The sequence below is a fragment of the Photorhabdus kayaii genome (genome assembly GCF_025384895.1).
Lineage (GTDB): Bacteria > Pseudomonadota > Gammaproteobacteria > Enterobacterales > Enterobacteriaceae > Photorhabdus > Photorhabdus kayaii.
The window spans coordinates 88,806-103,933 of record NZ_JAJAFZ010000003.1 but is presented as its reverse complement, the minus strand read 5'-3'; the positions used below and the strand labels follow the sequence as shown (position 1 = coordinate 103,933).

Annotated in this window: 14 protein-coding genes and 1 riboswitch; of the genes, 3 read left to right on the top strand and 11 right to left on the bottom strand. The window is 42.8% G+C overall.

Features of this window, described 5'->3' with window-relative positions:
* Window positions 1-10: 10 nt before the first annotated feature.
* From recC to rppH, 11 genes are all read right to left on the bottom strand, one after another.
* Window positions 11-3,400 carry an exodeoxyribonuclease V subunit gamma gene (gene recC / locus LGZ98_RS02300; RefSeq protein ID WP_262977649.1) on the bottom strand — a complete coding sequence of 1,130 codons (3,390 nt, stop codon included), beginning with the start codon at window positions 3,398-3,400 and terminating at the stop codon, window positions 11-13.
* Window positions 3,393-3,764, bottom strand: coding sequence for a prepilin-type N-terminal cleavage/methylation domain-containing protein (locus tag LGZ98_RS02295; protein WP_113041556.1), 372 nt, complete (start codon window positions 3,762-3,764; stop codon window positions 3,393-3,395). The genes recC and LGZ98_RS02295 overlap by 8 nt, the downstream gene beginning before the upstream one ends.
* Window positions 3,761-4,228: a YgdB family protein gene (locus tag LGZ98_RS02290; RefSeq protein WP_262977648.1), complete on the bottom strand. Its 468-nt coding sequence runs from the start codon at window positions 4,226-4,228 to the stop codon at window positions 3,761-3,763. The genes LGZ98_RS02295 and LGZ98_RS02290 overlap by 4 nt, the downstream gene beginning before the upstream one ends.
* A gap of 5 nt (window positions 4,229-4,233) precedes the next feature.
* On the bottom strand, window positions 4,234-4,821 hold the full coding sequence (locus LGZ98_RS02285) for a prepilin peptidase-dependent protein (RefSeq protein WP_113041555.1): 588 nt from the start codon (window positions 4,819-4,821) through the stop codon (window positions 4,234-4,236).
* Between the two features lie 42 nt (window positions 4,822-4,863).
* Window positions 4,864-5,367, bottom strand: a complete 504-nt coding sequence (locus LGZ98_RS02280) for a prepilin peptidase-dependent protein (protein ID WP_262977647.1) — start codon at window positions 5,365-5,367, stop codon at window positions 4,864-4,866.
* Window positions 5,368-6,047: 680 nt separating this feature from the next.
* Window positions 6,048-6,380 carry a type II toxin-antitoxin system RelE/ParE family toxin gene (locus tag LGZ98_RS02275; protein WP_262977646.1) on the bottom strand — a complete coding sequence of 111 codons (333 nt, stop codon included), beginning with the start codon at window positions 6,378-6,380 and terminating at the stop codon, window positions 6,048-6,050.
* Window positions 6,377-6,643, bottom strand: a complete 267-nt coding sequence (locus LGZ98_RS02270; RefSeq protein WP_011145000.1) for a hypothetical protein — start codon at window positions 6,641-6,643, stop codon at window positions 6,377-6,379. Before LGZ98_RS02270 ends, LGZ98_RS02275 begins: the two co-directional genes overlap by 4 nt.
* Window positions 6,644-6,770: 127 nt before the next feature.
* Window positions 6,771-7,565 (bottom strand): thymidylate synthase, encoded by a 795-nt coding sequence (thyA, locus tag LGZ98_RS02265; protein WP_262977645.1) that lies wholly within the window; start codon window positions 7,563-7,565, stop codon window positions 6,771-6,773.
* Complete coding sequence (gene lgt / locus LGZ98_RS02260) at window positions 7,562-8,437, bottom strand: prolipoprotein diacylglyceryl transferase (protein WP_262977644.1); 876 nt, start codon at window positions 8,435-8,437, stop codon at window positions 7,562-7,564. The genes thyA and lgt overlap by 4 nt, the downstream gene beginning before the upstream one ends.
* A gap of 75 nt (window positions 8,438-8,512) precedes the next feature.
* Window positions 8,513-10,759, bottom strand: coding sequence for a phosphoenolpyruvate--protein phosphotransferase (ptsP, locus tag LGZ98_RS02255; RefSeq protein ID WP_262977643.1), 2,247 nt, complete (start codon window positions 10,757-10,759; stop codon window positions 8,513-8,515).
* A 9-nt stretch (window positions 10,760-10,768) separates the two neighbouring features.
* Entirely contained in the window at window positions 10,769-11,299 is a 531-nt protein-coding gene (rppH, locus tag LGZ98_RS02250) for an RNA pyrophosphohydrolase (RefSeq protein WP_112876470.1), read from the bottom strand.
* A gap of 113 nt (window positions 11,300-11,412) precedes the next feature.
* A riboswitch (TPP riboswitch) is annotated at window positions 11,413-11,517 on the top strand.
* A 99-nt stretch (window positions 11,518-11,616) separates the two neighbouring features.
* On the opposite strand from rppH, the gene thiB reads away from it, so the two are divergent.
* The 3 genes from thiB to thiQ are packed head-to-tail and all read left to right on the top strand — an operon-like array spanning window position 11,617 to window position 14,883.
* Window positions 11,617-12,603: a thiamine ABC transporter substrate binding subunit gene (gene thiB, locus LGZ98_RS02245; RefSeq protein ID WP_387490450.1), complete on the top strand. Its 987-nt coding sequence runs from the start codon at window positions 11,617-11,619 to the stop codon at window positions 12,601-12,603.
* Entirely contained in the window at window positions 12,579-14,189 is a 1,611-nt protein-coding gene (gene thiP / locus LGZ98_RS02240; protein WP_262977642.1) for a thiamine/thiamine pyrophosphate ABC transporter permease ThiP, read from the top strand. Before thiB ends, thiP begins: the two co-directional genes overlap by 25 nt.
* Window positions 14,176-14,883, top strand: coding sequence for a thiamine ABC transporter ATP-binding protein ThiQ (thiQ, locus tag LGZ98_RS02235; RefSeq protein WP_113041547.1), 708 nt, complete (start codon window positions 14,176-14,178; stop codon window positions 14,881-14,883). Before thiP ends, thiQ begins: the two co-directional genes overlap by 14 nt.
* Window positions 14,884-15,128 lie beyond the last annotated feature (245 nt).

The following is a 15,128-nucleotide window of genomic DNA, read 5'->3' as shown; positions in this document are numbered from 1 at the left end:
GATATTCTCCCTATGTATTCTGATATCGCGCTATCGGTAATAAATAACTGAGCGCTTCCTGTTTAAGTTTTGCCAAAAATGATTTATCCACTTGCCTGAAAGCTCGTTGAATATAAGGATCATCCCCTTCGCCTCTGCGTCCTTGATCTCCAAGCCATGCTTTCAATAACTGGCTTTCAGCTTTTGATTGAATTTCATCACTATCATCAATCTCACCAGTCTCTTTATTCATACATGCTGAAAGCCACGCCCAACCACTTTTACAAAACAGCGGCAAAGGCGCAGATATTCCTCGCTGATAGCCTTCAATCAATTGATTCAGATAATCTTTAGCTTGATCTGAAGGTACAGGAGCAAAACGCCATTCGTTGCCATCACGCCCATAGCTGCGACTTTCACCTTCACCACCTGTCAGACAATAAGCCAGATGCTCAATCCACAATTGCATACCATCATTGGCTGTCAAACTGGCAGGCCGCCAACGTAGCAAACCATCCGGTTGCACCTTATTAATACGCCCCATCAGAATCACCTGGCCTAAATCATGATGTAAATCGACAGATAAAGTTTCCATTTGTTGTTCACGAATTTTATCCGCCAAAGGCTGCATCTCTTTTTGCTGTCTTAACCAATAAACCTCACCAAAAGCACCAAAAGGTAATCCTCCAGCAGCACGCAGCCGATTGAAAAGGGGTTCAGGCGATTGCTGTTCAATTAACGCATTCAACAATAACTGATTAAACTGATAACGTTGAAGATTATCTAAAACGAAAGGTTCTTCCTCTGGTAATTCCGTTTCTTCAATAACGAAATTTACTTTCAAGCAACGTTGGAAAAAAAACCGAACGGGATGGCGGTAAAAACTGCTCAAATTATCAAGTGTAATTTCTTGAATTTGCGCCATTTCAATAGATTGGCAAAATTCAGCGTATGCTGCACCTTGCTCAGTTGCCGCCGGGAACCACTCTCCGGCATAGCTTTGCTGATAACTGCCCGGTATAAAATTTTCCGGTGCAAATGGAACGCGGGCATGAAGATACAACAGATGTTTTCTAACATGGGTAGCACTTTCATCAACATTCAGTTTTTCATTTCCCGGTAAACAAAAACTTTGGCAAACATAATCCAGTAATTCATTCACCAACACAGAAGGATTACATTCCGTATCATCACGAATAGACTTACCAATATAGCTGATATAGAGAAACCGTTCGGCAGATATCAAGGCTTCGAGGAATAGATAACGGTCATCATCCCGCCGTTTTCTGTCTCCCCTCTGACCTTTTTCCGCCATCAGATCAAATCCAAGCGGTGGAATTGAACGGGGGTAGATACCATCATTCATTCCCAATAAACAGACAACCTTAAAGGGAATAGAACGCATCGGCATTAGAGTGCAAAAATTGACAGATCCGGCGAGAAAACGCTGACTGATTTTTTCATTATCAAACTGAAGTGCCAATTCATCTCGCAATAAAACCAATGGCACACTTTCCTGATAACGGGCATTCAAGCCATTGACTATGACTTTCTGCCATTGCTGTTCTATCATTGCCAGTACTAATTCAGTCTCATTATCTGATACAAAAAATGTTTCCAGCAACTGCTGGCAGACAGGTAACCAACCCGTTAATGTCCGGCTCTCAGCAAGAATTTTGCGCCAGTAGCTTAATTGCATTAAAAATTCAGCCAATTGGCCGGCAAGCTCCGCGGCTAAACCACTGGATTCATCATAAGGCAATACCTCTTTCCAAGGGCCCGATCGGCTATCCATTGCATAACCCAATAACATTCGAGTCAGTCCAAAACGCCATGTATGCTGGCCTGTCACCGGTAAAGATAGCTCTTCGACATTATCGTCATCCAACCCCCAACGAACGCCTGATTCTTCAACCCAACGTCTTAATAAACGCAAACCATTTTCATGTATGTCAAATTTATTCGCCAGCGCGGGTACTTCCAACAATGCTAAAACCTGTTCTGTCGTAAAACGGCTTTGAGGTAAATCAAGCAGTGTAATAAATGCCTGTAAAATCGAATGTGCCTGGAGGGCCTTACGATCAGAAATAGCAAATGGAATATAGCGTTCAACAGAGACATTACCAAATACTGCCTGAACATAGGGAGTATAACTGTCAATATCCGCGACCATCACAATAATATCCCTTGGCGTCAGCGATGGATTATCTTCCAATAATCTCAATAGCTGATCCTGTAAAACTTCCACTTCACGTTGAGGGCTATGGCAAACATGGAAAGATAAAGAACGATCCAACGGATCAAGTACTCTTTTTTTCAAACTGTTTTCAAATGTTTCTTTTGTTGAACCAATTTGGGCATGATCTTCCAGATAGAGAATATCCCTTTGCAATTGATGTAATAGATTATCCTGTTCTAATTCAACAAAAGCGTGAATATCCGAACTCTGCTCAAGCTGCGACAATAAATAGAGATTATCACGGCCCAACCGTCCCCACGATGCCAACAAGGGATTACTTACATCTTGTTCACCGTCACCGTTAAACAATGATTGAGCATTACCAGGATCTTTAAAATATTCCAACTCCTGTTCGCTCTTATAATGACGTGGTTTACGGCTACTCAGTTTTGCCAAAAAAGCATAATTCTGAATATCTCCCCAATAATATTTACATGGATTGGTAAACATCAGGTGAATATCAATGTGCCGTGCCAATGCCTGTAAAGCTTGTAAATAGACTGGTGGTAAGGCAGAAATACCACAGATAAATACCCGTTTCGGTAAACAAACTGAAAAGTCAGTACTATTTTCCAGTTCAGTACTATTTTCCAGTATCGAAATAAAACGCTGATACAAATTAGCACGATGCCATTGGGGTTGTTGTAACTGATGAGTATATTTCGTCAGTTCCAGCCATAATCTTTTCTGCCACAACTGATTATCACTCAAGCCATCAATCAGCTGACCTTGCTGCCAACTTTCCAACCATTGCGGACGATAAACGAGATATTGGTCAAACAGATCAGCAACCCGTCCAGCTAATTGATGAATTTTCCGTTTATCAAAATCTTGATCAAGATAGTGCCTGAGTGCGACAAACTCCGCTTCCGGCAGCAATTGAGGCAATAACGCCATCAATTTCCATGTCATGGCATCTTTACTAAAAGCACTCTCTTTAGGAATATCAGGCAATACTTTGGTAAACATATCCCAAATAAACGTAGCGGGAAGCGGAAATGAAATATTAGCTGATATGCCTATTCTTTCGGCCAGTTGGATTTGCAGCCACTGTGACATACCTGGGCTTTGTACCAAAATGACTTCCTGCGCAAATGGATCAGTCAGTGGGTTACCCCCGATCAATATTGCTATCAATTCCTTAAGAAGATCTAATTGATTAGAATGATAAACCTTAAACATCAGAACTCCCATTTGAACAAATCAATCGGCTTGCTTTACTTTGCTGATTATAAGGCGTTGTCACTATAACTGTAATCTGATAGCAGCTAGACAACGGATAGGCCGTCTGAAATTCAGCATGCCATCCCGGTGGCAATGTTATTTCTGGTAAAGCATTTTGACCTGCAATTAATTCATATTGTTCCAGATATCCATAAGATAATTTATCCGCCTTTGATTGCTGCCAATGTTGCTGAAACCCAAATAATAACGCCTGATGATAACGCATTAATCCCAATAAAGAGACCGAAAAGACCATAACAGCAATCATTACTTCGGGCAAACTCATGCCTGCTTGATGCTCATAAAAAGGCTCTGACTTCATGAACAAAATCCCACATCTACCTCAGGACAAAAATCCAGCCAACCACTCTCTACCGGAATAAGGGAATCACTTCCACCAGATGAGTGTAATTTCATCCATTGATATAATCCAACAGATTGCCCGGATGCCACATCAGCCATACCTTTCAGTAGAAAAAAATGACTCGATTGCCTTTTTAAACAACTGGTCAAATGAAATTCTTGTTGTTGCTGGCAATACCACTCTTCTGTTTTATTACTATCAAGTGACCATGACTGAGCAATTCCCCATGCCAATGAAGATTCTGCTTGCTGAAAAGCTTTTAGATATCTGCGTTCATCGACCATCATGATTAAAGCGTTATCCAGATGATGATGCAAAGCCTTTAACATCATCAGGCTAATGGCCAGTAATATCAGCACTGAAATGAGCAATACATTACCTTGCTGATATTGAAAACAGACATGTGGAGAATGCTCAGCCACGGTACTTATCCCCTGATATTGCGCAAACGTATTACTGACTGATATTGGTAGTTTATCGATGGATGTTTAAACCAATGTGCAATAAGCACCAATTTAATAAAAACTAAGCCATCTTTTGCCGGTAATTTTTCAGCTTTAAAGGAATCTACCACTATTTCATTTGGATCAAACAGCCTTTCCCAACCATTTTCCTGACAGTTACCCGCCCCCCTTTTCCACTCTACTGACTTATTGCTAAGACGATAGCCAAAGAATTCTGATTCACCGTGCTCTGGCGGCTCCCATTGGTTATTTATATTAAGATCGTATGCAATAATCAGGCATGAATCCTCACTCTCATCACTTTTATTATCGATGAATATTGGCTTTCCATCACAATAATGCTGACAATATCCAGCACGGCGAATATCCTTTTCTATAATATGTAATGTTTGTTTAATAAAATAACCTAAACGATATCTCTGATATAACTCCATGACTTGTTTAGTTAAAATAGGATAACTTTTAGCAATCGCTAGTAAGATAATACTACCAATAGCCATTGCTACAATAACCTCTAATAATGTCATTCCAGATTGGTTTTTATTTTTCATTATTCCAATAAAGTATCAATTATTTTAGTAGAAAAAGTATAATTAATCACAAGCTGGAATTTGATTAAACTTATTATTACTACATGATCTCATCCTACCTCGTGAAGAAAAAATAATGGATATTTCACCTGCGGAATTCGCCAAAGTAAAACTCGCAGGTATCATGGTGTTTCTTATTCCATGAAACTCTATCTGATCCTTAGTTGCTGAACTAATAATAACATCCTGATAGGGGGAACTTATTCCCTCAACATTTTCTAAATCACAATTAGCCAATACCGAATTAGAGAGCGCTATGCACCAGTTTTTTCCAGTTTTCAACCACAATATCACCCTTTTGTTCAAATAATTTGCCAAAGATTGTTGTCTGGATATAAATGTCAATATCTTCTGCGCTGATTCCTGTAACCTGGCTCTTTCCTGGTGATCGCCCCATTCCTGCACACCCCATAAGGAAAATATTGAAACCAAAACAATAACGATCATCAATTCCAATAAAGAAAAACCTGATTGATTATCAATATTATAATGACCGATTATATTCATATTATTTACCATTGATAATTACTTATTTCCTTTCGTAAAACATTTTATTCATTTTAAACACAGAGTAAATACATAATTGAATTTTATGCGAGAGTGCATCAATAAAAAAATAATAGTTTATCATTATTACATTTAAATTGCGTAGAACTTCGCAAAAACCAATAAGAATAGCGATTTTTATTTATTATTATTGTCATGCATTGTAAGATTATATGGCTATGAGGAAGAATCTTCATGAACATAATAAAGAAAAGATTGAGTGCTTGACATGAGGATGTTATTACTATTAATTTATTCTATAAAGATAAATAATATCAGACCAGAAAATAATTAATTGAGAATATTTTATTAAGAGCTTATCCCAATAAGCGTAATTGTTGCAGGCCATTCTTATCAATGAACAGAGAACACGGACAGCGCGGAAAAACCGGAGCGTACACGTAGTACGTGAGGATTTTGAGCACTGCCCAGGTTCGCTCTTTATGGCAAAGAATGGCAAATAAAATAGCCCTATTGGGATAGGCAGTAAGTATAGCGTTCAATGTTTTAAATATATACCCTATGGATTTCAAGATGCATCGCGACGGCAAGGGAGCGAATCCGCGGGAGCATAGATAACGATGTGACCGGGGTAAGTGAGCGCAGTCAACAAAGAGGCAATTTGAAAGATGACGGGTATATCAGTGTATGATCAGTAGTTGGTACAAGAGGGCAATTAAATCTTGGTTTGTGCTTGCGTATGCCAATATTTGAATTTCATCCCCAACTACATCATAAATAAAACGAAATTGCCGATCTTTGGAAAGCCATTGGTGAAATTGCATTCCTTTATCCAGCAACATTGAACAATAACCGTATGCTAACAGGTTCTCCCCTATCCGTTCCGATGATTCAATTAATAAATCATCCACCAAATTCTGAGCTGCTTCCAACCCTATAGTATTAGCCTTGTAGTCTTCAATAATAGAAAGTGTCTGGTAGGCTGTTTCGGTAATTTGAACTTTATATATCACACCCGACGTTCCTTGCGCCTACGAAGTGCTTCTTCAAGTGTCATTTTTCTACCTTCTATAGTATCTTTCTTAGACAACATCGCGATTTTAAGCAATGCTATCGCCTGTCGTTCTACGCCTCTTTCGGCCAACTCTCTCTCACGTTCTGCCATTGGTTGAATAAACAATTCAGATATCCCGTTTTTGGTAATAAACACACCACCCTCGAAATGCTTTGGATTACTAAGCAGATCCCTAGCTTTTTTTTGGGAAATAGTATTCATGGTCTTTTTCCTCTTAATTTCTACGTATCTGTATATTATATCATCAAAATGAAAAGAGGAACAATTTATTATAAATTGTTCCTCCAGATTGTCGACGAACATAGAAGCACTATTTTAACCGCAACCGCTAAATAGCAACCGGGGCCTTTATTCCTGGATGTGGGTCATAATCAACTATTTCAAAGTCATCAAATTTATAATCAAAAAGTGATGCCGGTTTACGCTTTATCACCAGTTTTGGTAGTGAACGCGGTTCACGGCTGAGTTGTAATTTTGTCTGCTCCATATGGTTGCTATAAAGGTGCGTATCACCACCGGTCCAGACAAAATCGCCTACTTCCAAATCACACTGTTGCGCCATCATATGAACTAGCAATGCATAGCTGGCAATATTGAACGGTAAGCCAAGGAATACGTCACAGGAGCGCTGGTAAAGCTGACAGGAAAGTTTGCCATCCGCAACATAAAACTGGAAGAAAGCGTGGCATGGCGCTAATGCCATCTTATCCAATTCACCAACGTTCCAAGCCGAAACGATGATTCTACGTGAATCTGGATCGCTTTTAAGCTGTTCCAATACGGTTTTCAATTGGTCAATCTGGCGACCATCTGCGGCTCCCCATGAACGCCATTGCTTACCATATACCGGCCCTAAATCACCGTTTTCATCCGCCCATTCATCCCAAATAGTCACTCCATTTTCATGCAGATATTTAATATTGGTATCACCATTCAGGAACCAGAGAAGTTCATGAATAATTGAGCGGATATGGCAACGTTTAGTTGTGACCAGCGGAAAACCATCCTGTAAATTGAAACGCATCTGATGCCCGAAAATCGAGAGTGTTCCCGTCCCAGTGCGGTCTGCTTTCGGAGTGCCCTCTGCAAGCACTCTTTTCATTAAGTCCAGATACTGTTTCATTTTACCTCTTGTACCTTATTACCTTGGTGTTTGTATGCCCATATCATCATTAATATTCCCGCCAAAATCATTGGTATAGAAAGAATTTGCCCCATACTGATCCCGTCGAATAAGCCCAGTTGTGCATCTGGTTGGCGGAAGAACTCGACTATCACTCGGAAAATACCGTAGCCAATTAAGAATAAACCGGAAACACTGCCCATCGGGCGAGGTTTACGGATATATAAATTCAAAATAATGAACAGAATGATCCCTTCCAACGCCATTTCATAAAGCTGTGAAGGGTGACGTGGCAGAACACCATATTGTTCAAGTACTGATAACAGTGAGGGATCTGTTGCAGCCAGTGCAATATCTTCAGCACGGGAGCTTGGGAATAACATCGCCCACGGCGTATCCAATGTGACACGTCCCCACAACTCGCCATTAATAAAATTACCGATTCTCCCCATGCCTAAACCAAAAGGGACTAACGGGGCAATGAAGTCAGCAACTTGTAAGAAATGGCGTTTCGTTCTGCGGCCAAACCACCACATTGCGCAGATAACCCCCACTAAACCACCGTGGAAAGACATCCCACCATCCCAAACTTTAAACAAATAAAGGGGGTTATCGAGAAATGCCGGGAAATTATAAAACAGGACGTAACCTAGACGGCCACCGACAAATACGCCAGCAAACCCCGCATAAAGCAAGTTCTCTACTTCGTTTTTTGTCCAACCACTATTGGGTTTCGCTGCCCTGCGTGTCGCTAGCCACATGGCGAATACAAACCCAACCAGGTACATGAAACCATACCAATGGAGGGCTATTGGACCTATTGAAAAAATGACCGGGTCAATATTAGGAAATGCCAGGTAGCTGTTACTCATCTTTCCCCACTTAATATTTAGCGTTAATGCCCTAAGGCAAGTGATTGAGAATCATAGCACAGGCCGTTAAACGGATTAAATGCCACCTCTGACCAAACCGCCCACCCCATGCTGCTCCATAAACGTTGCTGACAGCTCCTTTACTCTTAGGCTGGTTTCAACTTGTAGTATTTCGGTCATTAATTTTTCAACCTGAGCCAACTCCAGATGACGTAATAAATACTTAATTCTTGGCACACTACAACCACTCATACTCAAACTGCGATAGCCAAGACCAATCAATAATAGCGCTCCCATAGGGAAACTTGCCATTTCACCACAAATGCTGATCGTAAGACCTGCCCGCTGGCTATTTTCAAATACCAGTTTTAATGCTCGAATCACCGCCGGATGTAAGCAATCATAAAGAGAAGCGACGTGAGTGTTATTCCGATCCACTGCCAATAGATATTGTGTTAGGTCATTGGTGCCAATAGACACAAAATCGACTCTGTTTTTGAGTTGTGGCAACAGAAAAATCATCGAAGGAACCTCAATCATGACACCGAGCTGAGGCATAGATATTTGGCGCGCCAACATTTGCTCGACTTCCTCTTTCGCTCTGTCTACCAATCGCTTAGCTTCATCAATTTCTTCTACACTTGTTACCATTGGCAGCAGGATTTTCAGATTACCCATATCAGCGTTAGCTCGGAGCATTGCCCGCAGTTGGATAAGAAAAATCTCCGGTTGATCCAGCGTCACTCGTATACCACGCCATCCCAAACAAGGGTTCTCTTCGCTGATCGGCATATAAGGCAGTTGTTTATCCGCACCAATATCAAGTGTACGCAATACCACTGGCTTATCGGGAAATAATTGTAACATCTCCTGATAACGCGCTTTTTGTTCATCTTCTGATGGGAAACCACAGTGCAGCATAAAGGGTATTTCGGTGCGATAGAGTCCAACACCATCAATACTATTACTGATCCGCAACTCATATTTCAGGCTCAAACCCGCATTAAGCTGAACCAAAATGCGCTCGCCACTTTTTAACCGTGCTTCCTGCTCAACATCTCCCTCAGCCAGTCTGCTAAGTGCTTTTTCTTCTTCGATAATCTGTTTATATTCCTGCGAAATCAGTGGCTCAGGTTCAATGAAAACTTCCCCACGGAAACCATCAAGAATTAGCATACGATTGTTCAGGAGTTCCGGCTGGATATCCGCCCCCATAATGGCCGGAATACCCATTGCTCGAACCAATATGGCAGAGTGTGAATGAGTGGCGCCATCACGAACAATAACCCCTGCTAATCTTTCCTGCGGCATTTCTGCCAATAGGTTAGCACTCAGTTCATCTGCAACCAGAATGAACCATTCAGGCCATTGATGGCTGGCAGTAAGTGAATCATCCAGATGAAATAATAATCGCTGTCCAAGTGCCCGTAAATCTGATGCTCTTTCCCGCATATAAGCATCCTGCAAGCAGGAAAATTGTTCTGCGTATTTCTCAATAACTTGTTTAACAGCCCATTGCGCAACAGAGCCCTGTTCAACACAGGAGAACAGATCTTGTTTCAACTGGGGATCATTCAAAAGGTAGGAATAAAGATCAAAAATCGCGGCGCTCTCTTTTTGAGAACCCGCGGTAAAACGTTTACTGAGCCGACGACATTCTGCTGTTGCATCTTCCAGTGCCTGAATTAAACGAGAACGTTCTGCTGCATGATCAAGGGTTGAGGCTTCAAAAATTTGGTCAAGTGAGGGTTGGGAGCAATCTTGCCATCCCTGAGCCATCACGATGCCATTGGAAATGGCCAATGCTTTAATTCTGGTCTGCCGATATCGACCAAACAAGCCTTTAGTCTGAGCTTGAGCAAGGATCACCGCGAGTTGTGTCGCAAGCGTCACCATAAAGGACTCTTCGGTTTCATTAAACAAGCGTTGTTCCTGCTGCTGAACGACCAAAACACCTTGCAACTGACGGTGGTAAACCACGGGAACGCCCAAAAAAGCGCGAAAGCTATCCTCTTTAACTTGAGGCAAATATTTGAAACTTGGATGGCTGCGGACATCCGCCAGATTAATCAGTTCAGACAATTGACCAACTTGCCCGACAACTCCTTCACCAAAAGCCAAACTGATAGTCCTTCCTCGGGGTTTTCTCAACCCTCGGGTTGCCATCAGGTAATAACACCGCCGTTGATGATCAGCAAGATAGATAGAACAGACATCCGTGCTCATTGCCAGACAGGTCTCGTTCACCAATAGCTCAAGCGCTTCGGCCAGATTGGTTGCCATAGCAACTTTTTCAACAATTTCCCGTAAACGCATGAGCATGGAACTCACCTAACTTCTTTTGCGACGGTAAAAATACGAAGAACGTGGCAGAGATACGCTTTCCTGCATTGGCATTACAACCGAAGCAAACTCTTTCATCACGCGCCGATAAACATCACGCTTAAAAGAGACTACCTGCCGAACAGGATACCAATAGCTGACCCAACGCCAACCATCGAACTCCGGGGTATTACTGTGTTGCACATTAATATCTTCTTCATTACAGAGCAGTTGTAATAAAAACCATCGCTGCTTTTGACCAATACAGACAGGTCGTGTATCCCAACGCACCAAACGCTTGGGTAATTTGTAACGTAACCAATTACGAGTAGAGGCCAGAATGCGTACATCTTTCCGACCTAACCCCACTTCTTCATACAGTTCCCGGTACATAGCCTGTTCTGGTGATTCCCCCGGATTAATTCCCCCTTGAGGAAATTGCCAGGAATGCTGCCCATAACGCCGGGCCCACAAAACCTGGCCTTGCCGATTACAAATTACAATTCCTACATTCGGGCGGTAGCCATCATCATCGATCACCAGACTACCTCGATAAACTAAATTTGAAAGATGACTAATTGTTTCACACTACCCTCAAGTGGTAAACCTCTATCATTGGACTTTGCAGTCGCTAGCTAAATCTCTACAATAGCGCCATCTCAACGGGGTGCTGGCTGTTTAAAACAGCCTTGCTGAGAGTAAACCCGCCGAACCTGATCCGGCTAATACCGGCGTAGGGATTTGAGCTGCTAACTATTTCACAGACGTTATCTCGCCGTTTAGCGCTTCCTCAAATCCTTTGCCAATCCTCTTAATTTAAGGAGAGCAAAGTGTTTAAGACGTTATTTTCCAAATTAATCGTACTGACAGTCCTATCAGCTCCTGCGTTGCTATTAAGTCAAATTGTACAGGCCAAGCCAGTATTAACGGTCTATACCTATGATTCTTTTGCCACTGAATGGGGACCCGGACCCGCAATTAAAAAAGCGTTTGAAGCTGAATGTCACTGTGAACTGAAACTGGTTGCTCTGGAAGACGGTGTTTCCTTGCTCAATCGCCTAAGAATGGAGGGCAAGCGTACTGCTGCCGATATTATTCTTGGGTTGGATAACAACTTGATTCAAGCAGCCCAACAAACGGGGCTGTTTACCGAAAGTCAAGTGGATACCAGCAAACTGACACTGCCGGTGTCATGGAATAACAAGGTATTCATTCCTTATGACTATGGCTATTTTGCCTTCATTTACAACAAAAAGACTTTACCAAACCCGCCAAAAAGCATGGATGAGCTAATCAACAGCCACAATAACTGGAAAGTGATCTACCAAGATCCTCGCACCAGCACACCGGGGCAAGGTTTGCTGTTATGGATGCAGAAAATTTACGGTGATGATGCCCCACAAGCCTGGCAAAAACTGGCCAAGAAAACGCTGACCGTTACCAAGGGCTGGAGCGAAGCTTATGGCCTGTTCCTCAAAGGAGAAGGCGATTTAGTGCTGAGTTACACCACTTCACCGGGTTACCACCTGTTATCTGAGAAGAATGACAATTACGCTGCGGCTACATTCAGTGAAGGTCATTACCTTCAAATCGAAGTGGCCGCACAACTGGCCTCCAGCAAGCAACCGGAACTTGCCCAGAAATTTATGCAGTTTATGCTGACTCCAACTTTCCAACAGGAAATTCCAACCACCAACTGGATGTATCCGGTCATTGATATCCCACTCCCGGAAGTATATTTGCAGCTTTCCATACCCGCAAAATCTCTTCAATATCGCGCGGAAGAAGTCGCAAAATACCGTAACCAATGGATTCGTACATGGCAAAGCGCTGTCAGCCGCTGATAGCCGGATGGCTGTTACCGGGGGCGATTGCCGCCGGTTTTTTACTGTTGGTCGCCTTACTGGCATTCGGAACGCTCTGGTTTAATTCACCTGCAAGTGACTGGCATTTATTGATAGAAGATCGCTATTTGTGGCACGTGGTACGCTTCACATTCTGGCAAGCCTTTTTATCAGCACTATTTTCTGTTATTCCGGCTATTTTTCTTTCCAGGGCACTCTATCGCCGTCATTTTCCAGGCCGAACCCTCTTTCTGCGCCTGTGCGCTATGACGCTGGTTTTGCCCGTGCTAGTCGCTCTATTCGGCATTCTGACGGTTTATGGCAGAGCCGGCTGGCTGGCTCAGTTCTGCCAATGGATCGACATCGATTACCATTTCATCCCTTACGGTTTACCAGGCATTTTGCTGGCACATATTTTCTTTAATATGCCGCTGGCAACACGGCTTTTACTGCAATCGCTGGAAAACATTGCAGTGGAACAACGGCAATTAGCGGCGCAGCTAGGTATGAATGAATGGCAACATTTCCGTTTTGTTGAATGGCCTTATCTACGCCGCCAGATCCTGCCCACTGGCGCACTGATTTTTATGCTCTGTTTCGCCAGTTTTGCTACTGTGCTGGCGTTAGGTGGAGGACCTGCTGCAACAACTGTCGAACTGGCAATCTATCAAGCGTTAAGCTATGACTACGATCTTAACCGTGCCGCGTTACTGGCGTTAATTCAGATTACCTGCTGCCTTGGCCTTGTGCTCCTCAGTCAGAAACTTAGCAGCGCTCTATCTGTCGGCTACAGCAACCAACAGCAATGGCGTAATCCACAGGATACTTTGTTGAGAAAAATCTGCGACAGCCTGTTAATTATCACAGCATTATTACTACTCGTGCCACCATTGCTGGCGGTTGTCGTGGATGGCCTTAACAGCGGGTTGCTTAACGTATTGCGCCAGCCTGCATTGTGGCAAGCATTTATCACCTCAGCGGTGATTGCTTTAGGCGCGGGGTTATTATGTGTTTTATTCACTATGATGCTGCTGTGGAGCAGCCGTGAGCTGTACCTGCGTTATTCTCCTCACTGGGGACAAGCAATGGAGATGAGTGGTTTGTTAATCCTCTCTATGCCAGGCATTGTATTGGCAACAGGATTCTTTCTGTTGCTCAATGATACCGTCGGCCTGCCCCGTTCACCCTACGGTTTAGTGATTTTAACCAACGCACTGATGGCAATTCCCTATGCACTGAAAGTTCTGGATAATCCAATGAAAGATCTGGCGGCTCGCTATAATCCACTGTGTCGCTCCCTGAATATTCAAGGTATTAACCGACTGCGCTGGATTGAACTAAAAGCACTAAAAGTTCCGCTGGCACAAGCGCTGGCCTTTGCTTGTGTCCTTTCCATTGGAGATTTTGGCGTTGTCGCGCTGTTTGGTAATGAAGATTTCCGTACCCTGCCCTTCTACCTCTATCAGCAAATTGGGGCTTATCGTAGTCAGGATGGCGCGATCACTGCTTTATTGCTGTTATTGTTATGTTTTATGCTGTTTAGTTTACTTGAACGCTTACCGAGACCACGTAATGCTCAAACTTGAAAATCTGACTTACCGCTATGAACATCTGGTGATGCGCTTTGACTTGCAAATTCAGGCCGGAGAACGTATCGCAATCCTAGGCCCTAGTGGGGCGGGTAAAAGTACACTCCTGAACTTAATCGCCGGCTTTCAAACAGCAGAAAAAGGCTCCCTATGGCTGAACGGGGAAAATCATACCAGTACGTCACCTGCTCAACGCCCGGTTTCCATGTTATTTCAAGAAAATAATCTCTTCTCTCATTTGACAATTGAGCAAAATATCGGGCTAGGTTTACATCCTGGATTACGCCTTAATAGCATGCAGAAACAGACACTACAGCAAATAGTCTCTCAAGTTTCGTTGGAAAATTGTCTAACACGTCTGCCAGCTCAACTTTCTGGTGGACAACGGCAGCGGGCAGCATTAGCTCGTTGCCTAGTACGCCAGCAACCGATTTTATTACTTGATGAGCCTTTTTCAGCCCTAGATCCGGCACTGCGTAATGAAATGCTGGTATTACTGGAACAAGTTTGCCATGAACGCCAACTTACATTACTGATGGTTTCCCATAATCTGGATGATGCCGCTCGTATAGCTGATCGCGCTTTATTAATTGTTGATGGCAATATTCATTATGACGGTTCAACAAATGCACTGGTTGCCGGTACTGTTTCTGAAGCTGCTATTTTGGGGAGGAAAGTCGCTTCTATTTAAGTGTTATTAATGTCATCGCTATCAAAATAAACGGGAACAGGATATATACCCGTCATCTTTCAAGTTGCCTCTTTGTTGGCTGCACTCGTTCACCCCGGTCACATAGTTATCCATGCTCCCGGGGATTCACTCCCTTGCCGTCGCGATGCATCTTGAAATCCATAGGATATAGCTTAGTATTTCGATTATTTCCTTCTGTGACCAAAGTCTATATTTTAAAAATAAAACTGGGCAATATAAATCTT

What these genes read in the sequence shown, in the direction of transcription:
- LGZ98_RS02285 (WP_113041555.1), bottom strand. Translation starts at nt 4,821, where the DNA reads ATGAAAAATAAAAACCAATCTGGAATGACATTATTAGAGGTTATTGTA.
- LGZ98_RS02295 (WP_113041556.1), bottom strand. Translation starts at nt 3,764, where the DNA reads ATGAAGTCAGAGCCTTTTTATGAGCATCAAGCAGGCATGAGTTTGCCC.
- LGZ98_RS02270 (WP_011145000.1), bottom strand. Translation starts at nt 6,643, where the DNA reads ATGAATACTATTTCCCAAAAAAAAGCTAGGGATCTGCTTAGTAATCCA.
- recC (WP_262977649.1), bottom strand. Translation starts at nt 3,400, where the DNA reads ATGTTTAAGGTTTATCATTCTAATCAATTAGATCTTCTTAAGGAATTG.
- thiP (WP_262977642.1), top strand. Translation starts at nt 12,579, where the DNA reads ATGGCAAAGCGCTGTCAGCCGCTGATAGCCGGATGGCTGTTACCGGGG.
- thiQ (WP_113041547.1), top strand. Translation starts at nt 14,176, where the DNA reads ATGCTCAAACTTGAAAATCTGACTTACCGCTATGAACATCTGGTGATG.
- lgt (WP_262977644.1), bottom strand. Translation starts at nt 8,437, where the DNA reads ATGAGTAACAGCTACCTGGCATTTCCTAATATTGACCCGGTCATTTTT.
- ptsP (WP_262977643.1), bottom strand. Translation starts at nt 10,759, where the DNA reads ATGCTCATGCGTTTACGGGAAATTGTTGAAAAAGTTGCTATGGCAACC.
- thyA (WP_262977645.1), bottom strand. Translation starts at nt 7,565, where the DNA reads ATGAAACAGTATCTGGACTTAATGAAAAGAGTGCTTGCAGAGGGCACT.
- LGZ98_RS02280 (WP_262977647.1), bottom strand. Translation starts at nt 5,367, where the DNA reads ATGAATATAATCGGTCATTATAATATTGATAATCAATCAGGTTTTTCT.